The sequence below is a fragment of the Paracidovorax wautersii genome, assembly GCF_900113035.1.
In the GTDB taxonomy this organism is placed as follows: Bacteria; Pseudomonadota; Gammaproteobacteria; order Burkholderiales; family Burkholderiaceae_C; genus Paracidovorax; species Paracidovorax wautersii.
The window spans coordinates 25,687-45,063 of the sequence record NZ_FONX01000009.1 but is presented as its reverse complement, the minus strand read 5'-3'; the positions used below and the strand labels follow the sequence as shown (position 1 = coordinate 45,063).

Genomic DNA, 19,377 nt, shown 5'->3' with positions numbered 1-19,377 from the left:
GCGTTGGTGTGCGGGGTCGGGTGGCTTACTGGAAGCTGGGCAGGCAGGCCGCGAGCGGCGCGGGCCAGGCCGATGTGCTGGCCCAGAGGCGCACGGCCTCGATGTCGGGCGCGAGGTAGCGGTCCTGCTCCAGGAAGGCCACGCGCTCGCGGATGGCGGCGAACTGGCCTTCGATCAGCGGCGAGGACTTGAGGCTGCGGTCGAACTCCATGCCCTGCGCGGCGGCCATGGCCTCGATGCCGACGATCACGGCCGTGTTGCGCGCCATGTCCAGCAGGCGGCGGGCGGCGTAGGTGGCCATGGAGACGTGGTCTTCCTGGTTGGCCGAGGTGGGCAGGCTGGTCACGCTGCTGGGGTGGGCCAAGCACTGGTTCTCGGCGGCCAGGGCCGCGGCCGTGACCTGGGCGATCATGAAACCGGAATTGACGCCGCTGTCGCGGATCAGGAAGGCCGGCAGGCCGGAAAGGCCCGTATCCAGCAGCAGCGCGAGGCGGCGCTCCGAGATAGCGCCGATCTCCGACAGCGCCAGCGCGATGATGTCCGCCGCGAAGGCGACCGGCTCGGCGTGGAAGTTGCCGCCGGAAATCACCTCGCCCGTGTCGGTGAAGACCAGCGGGTTGTCCGAGGCGGCATTGGCCTCGATGCGCAGCACGCGGGCGGCATGCGCCAGGTTGTCCAGGCAGGCGCCCATGACCTGGGGCACGCAGCGGATGGAATACGGGTCCTGCACGCGGCCGCAGTTCGGGTGGGAAGGGTCGATGGCGCTGCCTTCCAGCAGCGCGCGCACCGCCGCAGCCACGGCGATCTGGCCGGCCTGTCCCCGCGCTTCGTGGATGCGCGCATCGAAGGGCTTGACCGAGCCCTTGATGGCTTCGAGCGTGAGGCAGCCCGACACCAGCCCGGCCGCGAACACGCTCTCGGCAGCGAACAGGCCCGCCAGCGCCAGCGCGGTGGAGACCTGCGTGCCGTTGAGCAGCGCCAGGCCCTCCTTGGGGCCGAGTACGAAGGGTTCGAGCCCGATGGCGGCCATGGCCTCGCGGCCGGAGACGACCTGGCCGCCCACCTTGGCCGCGCCCTCCCCGATCAGCACGCAGGCCAGGTGCGCGAGCGGCGCCAGATCGCCCGACGCGCCCACCGAGCCCTTGGCGGGAATGACCGGCAGCACGTCGGCATTGGCCAGCGCCAGCAGCGCATCCACCAGCGCCGGGCGCACGCCCGAATGGCCGCGCGCCAGGCTCACGGCCTTGGTGGCCAGCACCATGCGCACCACGTCGTCCGGCAGCGGATCGCCCGTGCCCACGCTGTGCGAGAGCACGAGGTTGCGCTGCAGCTCGGCCAGCCGGTCGTGGGCGATCTTCGTGCTCGCGAGCTTGCCGAAGCCGGTGTTGATGCCATAGACCACCTGGTCCTCGGCCACGATGCGGTCCACGGTGGCCTGGGCGGCCTGCATGCCGGCCAGGGCGGAGGCATCCAGCACCAGCCGCACGCCGCCGGCGGCGATGGTGCGCAGCTGGGCCAGGGAGACCTGGCCGGGGCAAAGCGTGAAGGTGGTTGCAGCTGTCATCGGTTCATCCTGTATAGACAAGTAGATCGAGAAAAATAAAGCGGCCCTACAGCCACCCGATGCCCGGATTGGATCACGAAGCCGCCAACTTGTATAGACAGGTTGACAGCAATTTTCATCGCCCCGCTACCCCACCACCGCCTGCCCGTCGGACCGGATGCGGCTGCCCAGCCGGTAGCGCGCGCCCGGATGCAGGCAGCGCACCAGCGTGACCGGCACGCCGCGCGACCAGGTGCGGCGCGTGAGCAGCAGGCAGGGATCGGCCGGCGCCATGTCGAGCAGGCGGGCCTGCTCGGCCGTGGGCAGCACGGCATCGACGACATGCTCCATCTGGTCGAACGGCACGTTGCGCACCAGGTATTCGGAGGGCTGCAGCTGGGTGAAGTCCTGCGCGCCGAACTGCGGCACCATGCGCGGATTCACGTAGCGGTCTTCCAGCTGCACCGGCACGCCGTCTTCGCGGTGCACGCAGACGGCATGGAACACCGACTCGCCCGTGCGCAGGTCCAGCGCGGCGGCGATGTCCAGCGGCGCGGCCACACGCTCCACCGTCAGCACGTCGCAGCGGTAGTCGTGGCCGCGCTGGCGGATCTCGCTGGCCAGGTTGGCGATCTGCAGCAGGGTGGACTGCGGCTTGACCTCGGCCACGAAGCTGCCCACGCCCGCCACGCGCACGATGCGGCCCTGCTCCACCAGCTCGCGCAGCGCGCGGTTCACCGTCATGCGCGACATGCCGAACTGCTGCACCAGCTCGTTCTCGGACGGCAGGCGGTCGCCCGCGCGCCAGGAGCCGTCCTGGATGCGGCGGGCGATGTGGTCCTTGATCTGCTGGTAGAGCGCCAGCGCGGGTTCGGCGGCGGGGGGCGCTGCGGGTTCGGCAGCGCCGGCTTTCGCGCGGGGGGTGGCGCTTCTCGGGGCTGCTCGCTTGCGGGTGGGGGTCGGCGTCGTCATGGCGCGGGACTGTATCAATGCGCCTCGGCCGCCAGCGACTCGGCGCGGATCTCCTCGGTCAGCCGGGCCTTGAGCGCCATGAACTCGGGCGAGGTCTTGAGCGTGTAGTGGCGCGGATGCGGCAGATCGACCGCGATCTCGGTCTTGATGCGCCCGGGCCGGGCGCTGAACACCGCCACGCGGCTGGCCATGAAGATGGCCTCGTCGATGTCGTGGGTGACGAACATCACGGTCTTGCGCTCGGCCTCCCAGATGCCCAGCAGCAGCTCCTGCATCAGCACGCGGGTCTGGTTGTCGAGCGCGCCGAAGGGCTCGTCCATGAGCAGGATCTTCGGGTCGTTGGCCAGCGCGCGGGCGATGGCCGTGCGCTGCTGCATGCCGCCGGAGAGCTGCTTGGGAAAGTGCTGCTCGAAGCCGCGCAGCCCCACCTTGGCGATGAAGTACGCGGCGCGCTCCTTCTGCTGCGCCTCCGGCATGCCCCGCTCGCGCAGGCCGAAGCGGATGTTCTGCTCGATGGTGAGCCAGGGGAACAGCGTGTAGCTCTGGAACACCATGCCCCGGTCGGCGCCCGGGCCCTCGACCGGCCGGCCGTCGAGCAGCACGCGGCCGCTGGTGGGCCGGTCCAGCCCCGCCACGATGCGCAGCATGGTCGATTTGCCGCAGCCCGACGGGCCCAGGATGGTGACGAAGTCGTTGTCGGCCACGTGGAAATCGACCGGCAGCAGGGCCTGCGTGGCCGGCCCCTTGGCCGAGGTGAAGGTGCGCGAGACACCCTGGATCATCAGCTCACTCATCTCGGTTCTCCATGGCGCCGTGCGCCATCCACGGCCCACGCAACTGGCACATCCCACGCGCGGGCAGCCGAGCAAGGGCCGCCCCGCAGCGAGGGCTGCGTCTCCCTGCCCGCCTTGCGCAGCAAGGCGAGAGCGGGGGGAAGGCCCGCAGGGCCTCAGGGGGGTGTTGCTTCATTTCAGATGGTGCTCCAGGCGAAGAGGCGGCGGTTGATCGCCTTGAAGAGGAAGTCCGACACCAGCCCGATCAGGCCGATGACGATGATCCCGAAGATGATCTGCCCGGTGTTCAGCAAGGCCTGGCTGTCGGTGATCATGTGGCCGATGCCGGACGATGAGCCGATCAGCTCGGCCACGATCACGTAGGTCCAGGCCCAGCCCAGCACCAGCCGCAGCGTCTCGGCGATGTCGGGCGCCGCGCCGGGAATGAGCACGCGGCGCACGATGCCGGTGGGCGTGGCGCCCAGCGTGTAGGCGGCCTCGACCAGATCCTTGCGGGCGTTGCCGACGATGACGGCCACCATCAGGATGATCTGGAACACCGAGCCGATGAAGATCACCAGCAGCTTCTGCAGCTCGCCCAGGCCCGCCCAGAGGATGAGCAGCGGGATGAAGGCCGAAGCCGGCAGGTAGCGGCAGAACGAGACGAAGGGCTCCAGGAAGGCCTCCACGCCCTTGTGCGCGCCCATGGCGATGCCCAGCGGCACGGCCACGATGGCGGCCAGGATGAAGCCGCCCAGCACGCGCCACACCGTCATGCCGATGTCGTTCAGGAAGCCGAACTGCGTGAACAGCAGCCAGCCTTCCTGCACCATGGTGACGGGGCTGGCGAGGAAGGTCGGCGACACGTAGCCGCCCAGCGTGGCCACCGACCACACGGCGACGAACAGCAGGAAGAACGCCGCGCCCAGCAGCCAGCGCGCGTGGCGGCCCACGGGCTCCAGCGGGCGCAGCGCGCGGCGGCGCAGCGGGGCCGCCGGCGGCGCGGCGGGGGTATCGGCGGGCATGGCGCCCATCGTTCGGCTCATCGGGCGGGTCTCCACGGCAGGGCTCGGCAATCCATCTCAGCTCACTTGATGAAGCTGTCGTCGTACATGGCGCCGAAGTTCTCGGGCTGCTTGCGCACCACGCCGGCCTCCAGCAGGATGGCGCCGGCATCCTTCATGAACTGCTGCAGCTCGCCCGCGAAGAACTTCTGGTTGGCGGCCTTGTCCTGCCAGCGCAGGTAGGCGGACGACTTGGCGAAGGCCTCGCCCGTCTGCTTGACGGCAGCGCCCATGATCTCGTTGGCCTTGGCCGGGTCGGCCTTGATCATGTCCAGCGCCTCGAAGTACGACTGCGCGAGCGCCTGGGCGGCCTTGGGGTGGGCCTTGAGCCAGTCGGGGGCGCAGCCCACGGTGTCCATCACCATGGGGTAGTCGATGGTCGTGGCCAGGATCTTGCCGGCCTGCGGGTTGGCGCGGATGGTGGAGAGATAGGGCTCATAGGTCATGGCCGCATCGTTCTGGCCGGCGACGAAGGACTGGGCTGCGGGCTGCGGCTCCAGCGAGACGGTCTTCACGTCCTTGAGGCTCATGCCGTTCTTGGAGAGCATCCAGGCCAGGCCGAAGTACGGCGCCGTGCCCGGCGCGCTCACGGCGACGGTCTTGCCCTTGAGGTCGGCAAAGCTCTTGATGTCATTGCGCACCGCGAGGCCGTCGGCGCCGTAGGACTTGTCCATCTGGAAGATCTGCACGATGGGCACGCCATTGGTGTTCCAGGCCACGTGCGTTTCCACGGTGGTCGCGGCGCACTGGATGGCCTTGGAGGCCAGCGCCAGGTGGCGGTCCTTCTGCGGGATCATCTTCAGCTCCACGTCCAGGCCGTTCTTCTTGAAGATGCCGGCCTTGTCGGCCAGCGTCAGCGGCGCGAAGCCCGTCCAGCCCGACATGCCCAGCGCGATCTTCGTGTCCTCGGCCTGCGCCGCCGTGGCAGCGCCCAGCAGGCACGCCCCTGCCGCCACCAGCGACGCCACCTTGCAACCCATCTTTCGGTCCATCTGACTGCTCCTCGTTCATGAATGTGGGGAAACTCCGTGCGCCGGAATGATGCGCGCCGCGCCCTCCTGTCTATACAGGGTAAACGCGCAAGCGCCCCGCAAAACCCGGCCACCGCACCTGCACACGAGGCACCGAAGGGGTGCATCGCGGCGCGGCCTGCCCGCGGACACGCAAGAGATGGGCCAACCTGTATAGGCATCTGCGCGGAATGACGGCGCGCCCGGCCCGGCGCACGCCGGGCCCCTAGGCCTTTTTGCGGCCGCAGCCCTTGCGCCACCTGCGCAATGCGCTACGAAAAGCAGAGCAAACGCCGATCTTTACGCTTTCTATACACCCCGCCCGGCAGTCTCTGCACCGTCTTTGCACCCGAATTTCCAGAATCGCCGCCATGTCTGACAACGGGAGTGATTCGATGGACTGGCTCTGGATCGCCGCGATCGCGGTGCTGTGGGTGGCGACGGCCGAAGCCGCGCTGTGGCTGCACCGCGCCGCATGGCCGCACAACAAGGAGGGCGCGCAATGAATACCGACGTGCTCTACGGGCTGGCCGGCATGGTGGCCGTGCTGCTCTTCGCCTATCTGGTCTTCGCGCTGATCTGCGCCGAGGAGTTCTGAGATGGACGCCTCCGCCTGGGGCCTGCTGGCCTCGTTCCTCGCCGCGCTGGTGGTGCTGGCCTGGCCGCTGTCGCGCGCGCTGGCCGCGATCTGCGCCGGCCGCCTGCCGCGCCTGCTGCAGCGCATCGAAGCCCCCCTCTACCGCCTGGCCGGCGTGCAGCCCGATGCGGGCATGCCCTGGCAGCGCTACGCGCTCTGCCTGCTGGCCTTCAACGGCGCGGGCACGCTGCTGCTCTACGGCCTGCAGCGCCTGCAGAACCGCCTGCCGCTCAACCCCATGAACATGCCCGCCGTGGCGCCCGATTCGGCGTTCAACACGGCGGTGAGCTTCGTGAGCAACACCAACTGGCAAGGCTACGCGGGCGAGTCCACCATGAGCCATCTCACGCAGATGCTGGGCCTGACGGTGCAGAACTTCCTCTCGGCCGCCACCGGCATCGCCGTGGCCTTCGCCCTCACGCGCGCCTTTGCCGGCCGCCGGGCGGACAGCCAGGGCCTGGTGGGCAACTTCTGGGCCGACGTGACGCGCATCACCCTCTGGGTGCTGGCGCCCCTGTCCTTCGCCATCGCCCTGCTGTTCGCGGGCCAGGGCGTGATCCAGAACTTCAAGCCCGACGCCGTGGTGACCACGCTGGAAACCACCACCTACCAGGCGCCGCGCCTGGACACCGCAGGCCAGCCGGTGCTGGACGCCAAGGGCGCCCCGGTGACCGACAGCGCCCAGACGCACCAGCAGACGCTGTCGATGGGCCCGGTCGCCTCGCAGGAGGCGATCAAGATGCTGGGCACCAACGGCGGGGGCTTCTTCAACGCCAACTCGGCCCACCCCTACGAGAACCCCACGGCGCTGACCAACTTCGTGCAGATGCTGGCGATCTTCCTGATCCCGGCGGCGCTGTGCCTCACGTTCGGCCGCCTGGTGGGCGACGAGCGCCAGGGCTGGGCGCTGCTGGCGGCCATGACGGTGCTGTTCGTGGCGGCGGTGGTCGCCCTCACGGCGGCCGAGCAGGCCGGCAACCCGCTGCTGGGCAAGCTGGGAGTGGACCAGGCGGCGAGCGCCTGGTCGAGCGGCGGCAACATGGAAGGCAAGGAAGTGCGCTTCGGCATCGACGCCACCGCCCTCTTCACCGCCATCACCACGGCCGCTTCGTGCGGCGCCGTCACGGCCATGCACGATTCGCTCACCCCGCTGGGCGGCCTGGTGCCCATGGTGCTGATGCAGCTGGGCGAAGTGGTCTTCGGCGGCGTGGGCAGCGGGCTCTACGGCATGCTGGTGTTCGCCATCCTGGCCGTGTTCATCGCCGGGCTGATGATCGGCCGCACGCCGGAATACCTGGGCAAGAAGATCGAGGTGCGCGAGATGAAGCTCGTCTCGCTGGCCATCCTGATCACGCCCATCGTGGTGCTGCTGGGCACGGCCGTGGCCGTGAGCGTGGGTGCGGGCACCGCCGGCATCGCCAACCCCGGACCGCACGGCTTCTCCGAAGTGCTCTACGCCCTGACCTCGGCGGCCAACAACAACGGCAGCGCCTTCGCGGGCCTGTCGGCCAACACGCCCTTCTACAACACGCTGCTGGGCCTGGCGATGTGGCTGGGCCGCTTCGGGATGATCGTGCCGGTGCTGGCCATCGCCGGCTCGCTGGCGGCCAAGCAGCGGCTGCCCGTCACCGGCGGCACCCTGCCCACGCACGGCCCGCTCTTCGTGGCGCTGCTGGTGGCCGTCGTGCTGCTGGTGGGCCTGCTGAACTACGTGCCATCGCTGGCTCTGGGGCCGATGGTCGAACACCTGATGCTCTGGCCCGCCCACTGAGCCGCAGCCGCCCCACGGAAAGACAACCATGCAAACCCCTTCTTCCCAGGCACCGTCGGTGCCCTCTTCCTCCACGCGCTCGCTGATGGACTCGGCGCTGCTGGCCCCGGCCCTGCGCGGCGCCTTCGCCAAGCTGAACCCCGCGGCGCAGTGGCGCAACCCGGTGATGTTCGTCGTCTACGTCGGCAGCATCATGACCACGCTGCTCTGGGCCCAGGCCCTGGCAGCGCCGGCCGCGGCCCAGGCCAGCGGCCTGTCGCCGAACTTCATCCTGGCCGTGGCGCTGGGCCTGTGGTTCACGGTGCTCTTCGCCAACTTCGCCGAGGCGCTGGCCGAAGGCCGCAGCAAGGCCCAGGCCGCATCGCTCAAGGGCCTGCGCAAGGACACCTGGGCCAAGAAGCTCAAGTCCGCCAACTGGCCCTCGGCAGACCGCAGCTGGCTGCCCGCGCAGGCCAGCGACCTGCGCCGCGGCGACGTGGTGATGGTGGAGACCGGCGACGTGATCCCGCTGGACGGCGAGGTGCTGGACGGCGTGGCCTCGGTGGACGAAAGCGCCATCACCGGCGAATCGGCCCCCGTGGTGCGTGAATCGGGCGGCGACTTCTCCGCCGTCACGGGCGGCACCCGCGTGCTGTCGGACTGGCTGGTGGTGCGCATCGCCGTGAACCCGGGCGAGTCCTTCCTCGACCGCATGATCAGCATGGTCGAGGCCGCACGCCGGCAGAAGACGCCCAACGAGATCGCGCTCACCATCCTGCTGGTGGCGCTGACCATCGTCTTCCTGGTGGTCACCGCCACGCTGCTGCCCTTCTCGCTCTTCAGCGTGCATGCCGCGGGCGCCGGCGGCGCCGTGCCGCTGGCCTCGCTGATCGCGCTGCTGGTCTGCCTGATCCCGACCACCATCGGCGGGCTGCTGTCGGCCGTGGGCGTGGCCGGCATGAGCCGCATGATGCAGGCCAACGTGATCGCCACCTCGGGCCGCGCCGTCGAGGCCGCCGGCGACGTGGACGTGCTGCTGCTGGACAAGACCGGCACCATCACCCACGGCAACCGCCAGGCCAGCGCCTTCGTGCCCGCGCCGGGCTGCGACAGCGCCGCGCTGGCCCGCGCCGCGCTGCTGGCATCCCTCTCCGACGAAACGCCCGAGGGCCGCAGCATCGTCACCCTGGCCCACCAGGGCGGCGTGCGGGCCGATGCGCCCGAAGGCGCCGTGTTCGTGCCCTTCACCGCGCAGACGCGCATGAGCGGCATCGACCTGCCCGCGCAGTCCGCCGATGGGGCCCCCACCCCCGTGCGCAAGGGTGCCGTGCAGGCCGTGTGCCGCCATGTCGAGGCCCTGGGCGGCCAGGTGCCCGCCGCCGTGCGCGCCGCAGCCGACGACGTGGCCCGGCGCGGCAGCACGCCGCTGGCCGTGGCCGAAGGCGCCCGCGTGCTGGGCATCGTCGAGCTCAAGGACGTGGTCAAGACCGGCATCCGCGAGCGCTTCGCCGAGCTGCGCCGCATGGGCATCCAAACGGTGATGATCACCGGCGACAACCGGCTCACCGCCGCCGCCATCGCCGCCGAGGCCGGCGTGGATGACTTCCTCGCCGAGGCCACGCCCGAGGACAAGCTCGCCCGCATCCGCAAGTACCAGGCCGAAGGCCACCTCGTCGCCATGACCGGCGACGGCACCAACGACGCCCCCGCGCTGGCCCAGGCCGACGTGGCCGTCGCCATGGGCAGCGGCACGCAGGCCGCCAAGGAAGCCGCCAACATGGTGGACCTGGACTCCAACCCCACCAAGCTGCTGGAGGTGGTGGAAACCGGCAAGGCGCTGCTGATGACGCGCGGCTCGCTCACCACCTTCTCCATCGCCAACGACGTGGCCAAGTACTTCGCCATCGTGCCGGCGCTCTTCGCCGCGACCTATCCGCAGCTCGACGCGCTCAACCTCATGCGGCTGGCCAGCCCCTCGTCGGCCATCCTGTCGGCGGTGATCTTCAACGCGCTGGTGATCGTGTTCCTGATCCCTCTGGCCCTCAAGGGCGTGCGCTACCGCCCCGTGGGCGCCGCCGCGCTGCTGCGCCGCAACCTGGCCATCTACGGCCTGGGCGGCCTCGTGGTGCCGTTCATCGGCATCAAGCTGATCGACCTGCTGCTGGTGGCAGCCGGCCTTGCCTGAAAGGACTCAAACCATCATGACCTCGATGTTCAACACCCTCCTGCGCCCGGCCCTGGTGCTGCTGGCCTGCCTCAGCGCCCTCACCGGCCTGCTCTACCCCGCCGCCGTCACCGGCGCCGCCCAGGCGCTCTTTCCGTGGCAGGCGCAGGGCAGCCTGCTGGAGCAAGGCGGCCAGGCCGTGGGCTCCGCGCTCATCGGCCAGCCGTTCTCCGACCCGCGCAACTTCTGGAGCCGGCCCTCTGCCACCGCGCCCATGCCCTACAACGGCGCCGCCTCGGGCGGCTCCAACCTGGGCCCGCTGAACCCGGCCCTCGCCGACGCCGTGCAGGCCCGCGTGCAGGCCCTGCGCGAAGCCGACCCGGGCAACACCGCGCCCGTGCCGGTCGATCTGGTCACCGCCTCGGCCAGCGGCCTGGACCCGCACATCAGCCCGGCCGCCGCCCGCTACCAGGCCGCCCGCGTGGCGCGCCTGCGCGGCCTGCCCGAAGCCACCGTGCAGACCCTGATCGACAAGAACACCGAGGCACCGCTCTGGGGCCTGCTGGGCGAGCCGCGCGTGAACGTGCTGGCGCTGAACCTGGCCCTGGGCACGCCGCGTACGCCTTGAGCGCCTTGATCGCCTTCGCCTGACGGGGCTGCCGCCCGCATGCGCTCCGCCCCGAAGGGCAGCGGAGCGGGCGGGCGGCACGCGGCGTTGCGGCCCACCCGCCTAAGCCTTCCCCCTCGCTGCGCCCCCTTGAGCTATCGTCACCCGGCTCCGAGCCATCATCACGCCCCATGCCCGAACTGGAACGCCCCGACCCCGATGCACTGATCGCCCAGCTGCGCGCCGAATCCGACGAGGACCGGCCGGGCCGGCTGCGCATCTACTTCGGCGCCAATGCCGGCGTGGGCAAGACCTGGTCCATGCTGAGCGCCGCCCAGCGCGAGCGCCAGGCCGGCCGCGACGTGCGCATCGGCGTGATCGAAACCCACGGCCGCGCCGAGACCGCCGCGCTGCTCGATGGCCTGCCCGTGCTGCCGCTGCGCGCCGTGCCCTACCGGGGGCGCGTCTTGCACGAGCTGGATCTGGACGGCGCCCTCGCCGCCCGCCCCCAGGTGCTGCTGGTGGACGAGCTGGCCCATTCCAACGCGCCCGGCTCGCGCCACGCCAAGCGCTGGCAGGACGTGCAGGAGCTGCTCGCCGCCGGCATCGACGTGTGGACCGCCCTGAACGTGCAGCACCTGGAAAGCCTCAACGGCACGGTGGGCACCATCACCGGCATCCGCGTGCACGAGACCGTGCCCGACGCAGTGCTGGACGACGCGGCCGAGGTGGTGCTGGTGGACGTCACCCCCAACGAGCTGCAGGCCCGTCTGAAAGCCGGCAAGGTCTATCTGCCCGCCCAGGCCCAGCAGGCGGCACGCAACTTCTTTCGCACCGGCAACCTGATCGCGCTGCGCGAGATCGCCCTGCGCCGCACCGCCGAGCATGTGGAAGACGACATGCGCGACTGGCGGGTGGAGCATTCGGGCAGCAGCGGCACGGCGCAGGCCTGGAACACCTCGGGCGCGCTGCTGGTGGCCGTGGGCGGCCAGCCCGCCGCCGCGCAGACGGTGCGCACCGCCGCCCGGCTGGCCGGCCAGCTCAACGTGCGCTGGCATGCCATCCATGTGGAAACGCCGCAGCGCCGCCTGCCCGCCGCCCAGCGCGAACAGGCCCTGGCCACGCTGCAGCTAGCCCAGGGCATGGGCGCGGAAACCGCCGTGCATACCGCGCCCAGCGTGGCCGACGGGCTGGCCGAACAGGCCGGCCGGCTCAACTGCGCCACCCTGGTGCTGGGGCGCGGCAGCAGCGGCGCGCCGGCCTGGCGGCGGCGCTGGGCCGGCGCCCGCCTGCAGGCGCAGCTGGCCCGGCGGGTGCCGTGGGTGGACATCGTGCAGGTCGCCCCCGCCCCCCAGAACCGCGCCCTGCCGCGCACTGCGGCGGCCATCGCGTCCGCCGCCGCGGCCCGGCGGCGGCCCGAAGCCGCAGGCTTTCTCTGGGCCACCCTGGTCAGCATGGCGCTCACCATGGCCACGCAGCCGCTCGACGACACGCTGGACCTGGTCAACATCGTCATGCTGTTCCTGCTGGGCGTGGTGGGCGTGGCGCTGCGCTGGGGCCGTGCGCCCGCGGCGCTGGCCGCGCTGCTCAACGTGATGGCCTTCGACTATTTCTTCGTGCCGCCGCGCAGCTCCTTCGCGGTGAGCGACGCGCAGTACCTCGTCACCTTCGCCGTGATGCTGGCCGTGGGGCTGCTGATCGGCCAGCTCACGGCCGGGCTGCGCTCGTCCGCCGCCGTGGCCGCCGAGCGCGAGCGCCGCACGCAGTCCCTGTTCGACCTGACCCGCGAACTCTCGGGCGCTCTGGAGAGCCAGCAGGTGGTGCAGCTGGGCGAGCAGGCCATCAGCGCCTACTTCGGCGGCCAGGCGCGGGTGATGCGCACCGATGCCAACGACCGACTGAACCAGCCCCAGCCCGCGCCCCCGGGCTGGGATGTGAGCGTGGCCGAATGGGCCTTCGCCCACGCCGAACCCGCCGGCCTGGGCACGGCCACCCTGTCGGCCCAGCCCTGGCGCTACGTGCCGCTGGCCGCGCCCATGCGCGTGCGCGGCGTGGCGGCGCTCACCCTGCCCGAGCCGGGCATGCTCGCCGTGCCCGAGCACGCCCAGCAGCTGGACACGCTGTGCCGCCAGATCGCCATCGCGCTGGAGCGCGTGCACTACGTGGAGATCGCACAGCAGGCCGTGGTCGAGATGGAATCCGAACGCCTGCGCAACACCCTGCTGGGCGCGCTCTCGCACGACATCCGCACCCCGCTCACCGCCCTGCGGGGCCTGGCCGAATCGCTGCCCGGGCAGCCCGCCGAACGGCATGCCGAGACGGCGCAGGCCATCGTCGCGCAGGCCGGTGCACTGCATGCGCTGGTCACCAACCTGCTCGACATGGCACGGCTGGACGGCGGCCTACCCGGCGGCGCGCCCGAGCTGCGGCGCGACTGGCAATCGGTGGAGGAAGTGGTGGGCTCGTCCATCCGCGCCAGCCAGGCGGCGCTGGGCGGCCTGGCCGTGCACACGCAGCTGCCGGCCGACCTGCCGCTGGTCGAGTTCGACGCCGTGCTCATCGAGCGCGTGCTGGTCAACCTGCTGGAGAACGCCGCCAAGTACGGCGCCCCGCCGATCGAGCTGCGCGCCTGGACCGACGCCACCCAGCTGCACCTGGTGGTGAGCGACCACGGCCCGGGCCTGCCGCCCTCGCTCAGCGGCCCCGAGCGCACGCCTTTCGACAAGTTCACGCGCGGCCATGCCGAATCGGCCATCCCCGGCGTCGGCCTGGGCCTGGCGATCTGCAAGGCCATCGCCCGGGCGCACGGCGGCGAGATCACCGCCGACGCGGCCCAGGGCGGCGGCGCGCAGTTCCACCTGACGCTGCCGCGCCGCGAGCCGCCCGACATGCCCGCGGACGCCTGAGAACGTGTTCACGATCACCCGACAATAGCCCCATGCAATCTCCCCGTACCGTGATCGTCATCGAGGACGAGCCCCAGATCCGCCGCTTCGTGCGTGCCGCGCTGGAAGGCGAAGGCTGGCTGGTGCACGAGGCCGGCACCGTCCAGGCGGGGCTGGCCGCCGTCGCCACGCGCAAGCCCGACCTGGTGGTGCTGGACCTGGGCCTGCCCGACGGCGACGGGCTGGACCTGCTGCGCGACGCGCGCTCCTGGTCGCCCGCCACCATCATCGTGCTGTCGGCCCGCGCCGACGAGGCCGACAAGATCGCCGCGCTGGATGCCGGCGCCGACGACTACCTGACCAAGCCCTTCGGCACCGGCGAGCTGCTGGCCCGGGTGCGCGCCAACCTGCGCCGCCTGCGGCAGGCCGAAGGCCAGGCCGACGCCCAGCCGCGCTTCGCCTTCGGCGAGGTGGAGATCGACCGCGCCGCCCGCACCGTGCTGCGCGCCGGCCAGCCCGTGCACCTCACGCCCATCGAATACCGCATGCTGACCGTGCTGGCCGCCAACGCCGGCCGGGTGATGACGCAGCGCCAGCTGCTCACCGAGGTCTGGGGCCCCGGCCACGTCGATCGCAGCCACTACCTGCGCATCCACATGGGACATCTTCGCCGCAAGCTGGAGGCCGACCCGGCACAGCCGCAGCACCTGCTGACCGAGACCGGCGTAGGCTATCGCCTCGTCGTGGATGCGCCGCCGGAGGGGGCGGGCACCCCCTCGCTATAATTTACCCACGATGCTACGGTGGTTTATCACGGTCTTCACCCTTCACTTCTTCCTCTGCGTAGGAGTGTCGGCCGTGGGCAAGTCCGCACCGATGGCACCCATTCCCTATGGCATTGCGGGCGGCACGGCCCTCGCCTCTGCCAAGGCAGCCGCCGCGCAGCAGGCTGCCACCGATGACGCTGCCGCCCCCCAGGCCCAGGCTGCCCTAGCCCAGGCCGCAGGCACGGGCGACGGCTCGGAATCGGAAGACCTCGCACTCAGCCACGCACTCTTTGACGACGCCGACGATCTGCCGGACGACGTGAATCTGCTGCGGGCCCTGGTACGCCGTTCCGGCGCCAGCTATCCGCCCGTGCAATGGGCCGAAGCGAGCACCGCTTCGCACGCGCCGGCCACGCCGCGCAAACCTCCCCGCTCCGCACTCACGGCCTGACCGCGGACGGCGCTCGCTCGCCGCATCCGCTCCAGGCCATCCCCTGCCGCGCACGGCGACGTGCGCCGGCCCTCGCGTCTTTTTCCCCTTCGTTTTCCGCGCGCTCCGCACGGGGCTGATCCGCAAGGCCCAGCCCGCACGAGCCCATCCAGGCCGATAGATCCCCCAGGCCGGAGGCTCGTCCCCTGCATCGGGCGCGCACCGAACTCTTCAAAGGAGTCCCTCACCATGCGTCTGACCACCCGAGGCAAGATGGCCGTCACTGCCATCACCGATCTGGCACTGCGTTCCCATGGCGGCCCCGTCGCACTGCCGGGCATCAGCACCCGTCAGGGCATTTCGCTCTCCTACCTGGAAGACATCTTCGGCGCCCTGCGGCGCGCCGGCCTGGTCACCAGCATCCGCGGACCGGGCGGCGGCTACACGCTCACACGCGCGCCGCAGGAGCTGTCCGTCGCGGAAATCGTCTCCGCGTCGGAGAAGTTCATGATGCGCCCCCCGACCAAGGCCTCCGCGCCCGAAGACGACGCCACCGACCTGCCCTCGGCCGAGATGACCGAGGAGCTGTGGACGTCCTTCCACTCCCGCGTGAAGGAATACCTGCAGTCCATCACCGTGGCCGACCTGCTCAAACAGCAGGGCGTGCAGGCCGTCAGGGACGTGACGCAGGCCGGCCGCAGCCCGCGCAGCGCATCGCGCAGGTCCGTGCGCACCCAGCTGCCCTCGGGCAACGTGCCCAATTCGGTGTTCGCCCTGGGCCGGCTGGGTTCGGCCTGACAGGTTCGCGGGGCCCTGGCCGGGCCCGGCCAGGGCAGGCCCGGGCATCCGCCGGCTTCGATGGTTCGGGGTGCGCGCACAATGGCGATCCCGCAAGCGCACATCTCCCACCATGGACGTCGTACAGGAAATCCTCCAATACAACGCCGGCCGCGATCCCGAGCGGCTGCAGCTCAAGTACCAGCGCATGCGCAGCGATCCGTTCGTGTTCCTGCGCGGTGCCTGCCACCTCTTCTATGCCCGCCTGCCCAAGGGCGGCATCTTCAAGTCGGCTCCGCCCGTGTGGTGCTGCGGCGACCTGCATCTGGAGAACTTCGGTAGCTACAAGGGCCAGAACCGGATCGCGTATTTCGATCTCAACGACTTCGACGAAGCCGCCCTGGCACCCGCCACCTGGGATCTGGTCCGCCTGCTGACCAGCCTGCGCGTCGCCGCCCCCAGCCTGCAGCTGGAAGCGGCCGACACGGAAGACCTGTGCGCGGCCCTGCTGGCCGCCTACGTGCAGGCCCTGCACGGCGGCAAGGCCTACTGGGCCGAGCCGCAGACGGCCCACGGGCTGGTGCGCAAGCTGCTCGACGGGCTGCGGGACCGCCAGCGCAGCGCCTTCCTCGATAGCCGCACGACCACCCGCGGCCGCAAGCGCAAGCTGCGCACCGACGGCCGCCGCGCCCTGCCCGTCTCGGACGCCCAGCGCGCGCACGTGCTGGCCTTCATGGAGAGCTTCGCGGCCACGCAGCACGACCCGGACTTCTACCGCGTGATCGACGTCGCCCGCCGCATCGCCGGCACGGGCAGCCTGGGCGTGGACCGCTACGTCATCCTGGTCGAGGGCAAGGGCTCGCCCGACGGCAACTACCTGCTGGACCTGAAGCAGGCCCTGCCCTCCTCGCTGGTGCCTCACCTCAAGGTCAAGCAGCCGCGGTGGGAATCCGAGGCCGACCGCGTGGTGGCCGTGCAGCGGCGCGTGCAGGCCGTGTCCATGGCCTTCCTGCAGCCCGCCACGCTGCAGGGCAAGCCCTACGTGCTGCGCGGCCTGCAGCCGCTCGAAGACCGCGTCACGCTGGACGGCGGCGGACTGCGGCTGTCGGACGTCCGCGGCGTGGTGTCTTCCATGGGCCAGCTGACGGCCTGGGGCCATCTGCGCAGCGCGGGCCGCCAGGGCTCGGCCATCGCGGACGAACTGATCGACTACGCCGGGCGCAGCAAGTGGCAGGCCAAGCTGCAGGACGCATCCAGGGAGATGGCCGCGCAGAACGCGCGCGACGCGGCCCTCTACAACGCGGCCTACGACCAGGGCGCCTTTCAGCTTTGAGGCACCCGCCCAGACCAAAACAAAAGCCCCGGGGCTTTCGCACCGGGGCTTCATGGTCTGGAGATCGGCAGGCCGGCCTGGGCTAGGCCTGCCAGGCGCCCGTCACTTCGTGGCGTCCTTGATCTTTTCCTTGGCGTCGCCGTAGTTCTTCTGGGCCGTGCCTTCGACTTGCTTGGCGACACCCTTGGCCTGCTGCTCGGGGCTGTCGATCAGCTCACCCGTCTTTTGCTGGACCTTGCCTGCGACATCTTTCAGAGCGCCCTTGATTTGATCGGTGTTCATTCTTGACCCTTTCGATGTGGGATGGTGTGCTCGCCGGATTGGCTTTGCATCAGGACTTCATCGTAGGCCGCAGGGCTCGCGGCGCGGGAAAGCGCATAGCCCGGCTTGGAGTCGGCACGCGCCTACACCAGGGATGCCGGGACGGGCGCAAACGCGTGCCAGCGATCAACCGGCAGATGGCTCGGGTGTCCCGCCAGCGAAGGGCCAGCGCCTGTTCAATGCACTCCACGTCCACGCATTCCGCACATCAGCGCAGCCCAGCAAGGCCTGCGGCAGCTGCCGTCCACGCCAGGGCTGCGGCGTAGCCTGCGGGCACGGGCAAGGCGCAGGCCTGCATGGGCAGCGCGTGCAAAGGGGCGTCCAGCTGAACGATCAGCGCTCTCGCTCCGCAGTCGAGCCCGTCGCCCAGTGGCGGCGCACTGACCGAGATCGCGCCCAGGTGCTGCGCCACCCCCAGGCCGAGGCACTTGAGCACCGCCTCCTTTACGGTCCACCGCGTGAGGAAGTCCAGCCCATGCTGGTGCGGCGCCGCCTTCTCTCGCTGCGACATCACCAGGGCTTCGAGCGCATCCTGCGCAGTTCCGCGCTCCGCACTGCCGGCCTCAGGGCCGCCACAGACCGCGGGTGCCGCAGCGGCATGGCACTCGATGTCCACCCCCACCGACAAGCCGCCCTCCGCCAGGGCGATCAGCGCATGCTGCCCCGCGTGGGAGACGTTGAAGTCCAGTTGCGGCATGCCAGCAAGCCTTGGACGCCCCCAGCGCCCGGCCTCCAGCGGAACATCGCGCGCAGCCAAGCCGATGCGCGCGCCCAGCAGCCGCCGCAATGCCGCCCGCGTGCAGACCGAGCGCACCACGTCCGCCGCCTGGTGAAAGCGCCTGGCATGTGCCGCCTCGGCGGGCGAGAGCACGCTCCAGTCCTGCGCGGGTGCAGGCCGTTCGATGTCCAGGGCCAGCAGCCACAGCACGACGCCCTCCGGCATGGCGCCGGAGGCAGGCAGCGCCGCGATGCAGGCCCTGCCCGGCTCAGGCATAGAGGGCGGTCTCTTCGCTCTCCGACGCGCCACCAGCGCCGGAGCGCCTGCCGGCTGCGGCATGCCGCGGGCCCTCAGCGCCCAGCAGCGAGGCGGCGATGACGCCGCCGATCTCGCCGCTGCGCACGGCCGTGACCGAGAGCAGTGTGTCGCTGAGCCCGTGGCTGTCTTCGCAGGCCCCTTGCAGGAAGATGCCGGGCTTGAAACCGGGCGTCGCCTGGATGCGGTAATGCCGGTCCACCGTGAAATCGCCCAGATAGCGGGCCAGCGGAGCGAGCACCTGGCGGTGCGCCACGCGCTCGTAGCCGGTGGCCAGCACCGCCGCGTCGTAGCGCTCCACCCGCTGCTGGCCCGATGCGCCGTCGCGAAGCGTGAAATGAATGCCCGAGGCATCGGCTTGTGCCGCCGTGACCTCGTGCTGGCGCAGCATGCGCAGGCGCTCCGATGCCGCGACGCGCTGTTCGTAGAACACCTTGAACACCTGCTGGATCAGGTCCAGGTCGGCCACGGCATAGTTGGTGTGCGCGTATTCGCGCAGCAGGGCCTCGCGCTGGGCGCAGGAGCAGCCGAACATGTAGTCGGTGAACTGGGCGTTGAACACTTCGTTGACGAAGGGGCTGTCGTCCGCGGGGCGGATAGCGCGGGCACGCATCACCCAGTCCACCTCGGGCGCCTGCGGGCGGCCCTGCAGATCCATGAAAATCTCGGCCGCGCTCTGCCCCGCGCCCACCACCGCGATGCGCCGCGCGTCGCCGCAGGCGGCCATATCACGCAGATAGGTGCTGGAATGGAACACGCGCGGATCGCCGCGCAGGCCGCGGAAGACCTCGGGAATGCGCGCACTGCCGCCCACGCCCACGATCAGGTTGCGCGCCAGCCGCTCGTGCACGGCCCCGGCCACATCGCGCGAGCGCACGCGCAGGGCCTGCACGCTGCCGTCCTCGGCCGTCTCGGGCAGCACCTCGAACACGTCTTCGCCGTAGGCACAGCGGTCTTCGAAATGGCCGGCGGCCCAGCGCAGGTAGTCGTTGAATTCCTGGCGGCTCGGGTAGAAGCTCTTCAGGTTGATGAAGTCCGGCAGCCGCCCCTGCTCGTGCAGATAGTTCAAAAAGGTGAAGCGGCTGCGCGGATGGCGCAGCGTGACCAGATCCTTGAGGAAAGAGATCTGCATGTGCGACTGTGCCAGCAGCATGTGCGGATGCCAGGCGAAGGCCGGCTGCCGCTCGATGAAGAACGGCGCCACGGCCCGGCCGTGGGCGTCGCGCTGCTCTTCCAGGGCGATGGCCAGCGCCACGTTCGATGGGCCGAAGCCGATGCCGATCAGGTCATGAATGGGTTGCATGCGATGAC

Annotated in this window: 18 protein-coding genes; 10 read left to right on the top strand and 8 right to left on the bottom strand. The window is 70.7% G+C overall.

Annotated features, from left to right (window positions below):
- Nucleotides 1-25 precede the first annotated feature (25 nt).
- The 5 genes from hutH to BM070_RS13985 form a co-directional block, all read right to left on the bottom strand.
- A complete protein-coding gene (hutH, locus tag BM070_RS14010; protein ID WP_092940041.1) occupies nt 26-1,564 on the bottom strand; it encodes a histidine ammonia-lyase in 1,539 nt (512 codons plus the stop codon).
- A 126-nt stretch (nt 1,565-1,690) separates the two neighbouring features.
- On the bottom strand, nt 1,691-2,515 hold the full coding sequence (gene hutC, locus BM070_RS14005; RefSeq protein ID WP_092940040.1) for a histidine utilization transcriptional repressor HutC: 825 nt from the start codon (nt 2,513-2,515) through the stop codon (nt 1,691-1,693).
- A gap of 14 nt (nt 2,516-2,529) precedes the next feature.
- Nucleotides 2,530-3,309, bottom strand: coding sequence for an ABC transporter ATP-binding protein (locus tag BM070_RS14000; protein ID WP_092940039.1), 780 nt, complete (start codon nt 3,307-3,309; stop codon nt 2,530-2,532).
- Nucleotides 3,310-3,485: 176 nt separating this feature from the next.
- A complete protein-coding gene (locus BM070_RS13990) occupies nt 3,486-4,334 on the bottom strand; it encodes an ABC transporter permease (RefSeq protein ID WP_175518499.1) in 849 nt (282 codons plus the stop codon).
- A gap of 41 nt (nt 4,335-4,375) precedes the next feature.
- Nucleotides 4,376-5,344 (bottom strand): ABC transporter substrate-binding protein, encoded by a 969-nt coding sequence (locus BM070_RS13985; RefSeq protein ID WP_245785227.1) that lies wholly within the window; start codon nt 5,342-5,344, stop codon nt 4,376-4,378.
- Nucleotides 5,345-5,733: 389 nt separating this feature from the next.
- Here BM070_RS13985 and BM070_RS25285 point away from each other — a divergent pair, with 389 nt between their 5' ends.
- The 10 genes from BM070_RS25285 to BM070_RS13940 all read left to right on the top strand — a co-directional run bounded on the left by BM070_RS25285 (nt 5,734) and on the right by BM070_RS13940 (nt 16,712).
- Nucleotides 5,734-5,868: a hypothetical protein gene (locus BM070_RS25285; RefSeq protein WP_281245421.1), complete on the top strand. Its 135-nt coding sequence runs from the start codon at nt 5,734-5,736 to the stop codon at nt 5,866-5,868.
- The gene (locus tag BM070_RS13980; RefSeq protein ID WP_092940036.1) at nt 5,865-5,960 is read left to right on the top strand and encodes a potassium-transporting ATPase subunit F; all 96 of its coding nucleotides are present in this window, start codon (nt 5,865-5,867) and stop codon (nt 5,958-5,960) included. The genes BM070_RS25285 and BM070_RS13980 overlap by 4 nt, the downstream gene beginning before the upstream one ends.
- A 1-nt stretch (nt 5,961) precedes the next feature.
- The gene (gene kdpA / locus BM070_RS13975; protein ID WP_092940035.1) at nt 5,962-7,770 is read left to right on the top strand and encodes a potassium-transporting ATPase subunit KdpA; all 1,809 of its coding nucleotides are present in this window, start codon (nt 5,962-5,964) and stop codon (nt 7,768-7,770) included.
- Nucleotides 7,771-7,798: 28 nt separating this feature from the next.
- A complete protein-coding gene (gene kdpB, locus BM070_RS13970) occupies nt 7,799-9,934 on the top strand; it encodes a potassium-transporting ATPase subunit KdpB (RefSeq protein ID WP_092940034.1) in 2,136 nt (711 codons plus the stop codon).
- Between the two features lie 16 nt (nt 9,935-9,950).
- Nucleotides 9,951-10,541 (top strand): potassium-transporting ATPase subunit KdpC, encoded by a 591-nt coding sequence (gene kdpC / locus BM070_RS13965; RefSeq protein ID WP_092940033.1) that lies wholly within the window; start codon nt 9,951-9,953, stop codon nt 10,539-10,541.
- Nucleotides 10,542-10,711: 170 nt separating this feature from the next.
- Nucleotides 10,712-13,426 (top strand): DUF4118 domain-containing protein, encoded by a 2,715-nt coding sequence (locus tag BM070_RS13960; RefSeq protein WP_092940032.1) that lies wholly within the window; start codon nt 10,712-10,714, stop codon nt 13,424-13,426.
- 32 nt (nt 13,427-13,458) lie between these two features.
- A complete protein-coding gene (gene kdpE / locus BM070_RS13955; protein ID WP_092940031.1) occupies nt 13,459-14,190 on the top strand; it encodes a two-component system response regulator KdpE in 732 nt (243 codons plus the stop codon).
- A gap of 73 nt (nt 14,191-14,263) precedes the next feature.
- Complete coding sequence (locus BM070_RS13950; RefSeq protein WP_139222832.1) at nt 14,264-14,623, top strand: hypothetical protein; 360 nt, start codon at nt 14,264-14,266, stop codon at nt 14,621-14,623.
- A 228-nt stretch (nt 14,624-14,851) separates the two neighbouring features.
- On the top strand, nt 14,852-15,400 hold the full coding sequence (locus tag BM070_RS13945) for an Rrf2 family transcriptional regulator (protein ID WP_092940029.1): 549 nt from the start codon (nt 14,852-14,854) through the stop codon (nt 15,398-15,400).
- 112 nt (nt 15,401-15,512) lie between these two features.
- Nucleotides 15,513-16,712, top strand: coding sequence for a DUF2252 domain-containing protein (locus BM070_RS13940; RefSeq protein ID WP_092940028.1), 1,200 nt, complete (start codon nt 15,513-15,515; stop codon nt 16,710-16,712).
- A gap of 102 nt (nt 16,713-16,814) precedes the next feature.
- On the opposite strand, the gene BM070_RS13935 is transcribed toward BM070_RS13940, so the two are convergent.
- The 3 genes from BM070_RS13935 to BM070_RS13925 form a co-directional block, all read right to left on the bottom strand.
- A complete protein-coding gene (locus BM070_RS13935; RefSeq protein WP_092940027.1) occupies nt 16,815-16,994 on the bottom strand; it encodes a CsbD family protein in 180 nt (59 codons plus the stop codon).
- Nucleotides 16,995-17,241: 247 nt separating this feature from the next.
- Nucleotides 17,242-18,027, bottom strand: coding sequence for a 4'-phosphopantetheinyl transferase family protein (locus BM070_RS13930; protein WP_175518498.1), 786 nt, complete (start codon nt 18,025-18,027; stop codon nt 17,242-17,244).
- Nucleotides 18,020-19,369 carry a lysine N(6)-hydroxylase/L-ornithine N(5)-oxygenase family protein gene (locus tag BM070_RS13925; protein WP_092940025.1) on the bottom strand — a complete coding sequence of 450 codons (1,350 nt, stop codon included), beginning with the start codon at nt 19,367-19,369 and terminating at the stop codon, nt 18,020-18,022. The genes BM070_RS13930 and BM070_RS13925 overlap by 8 nt, the downstream gene beginning before the upstream one ends.
- Between the last annotated feature and the right edge of the window lie 8 nt (nt 19,370-19,377).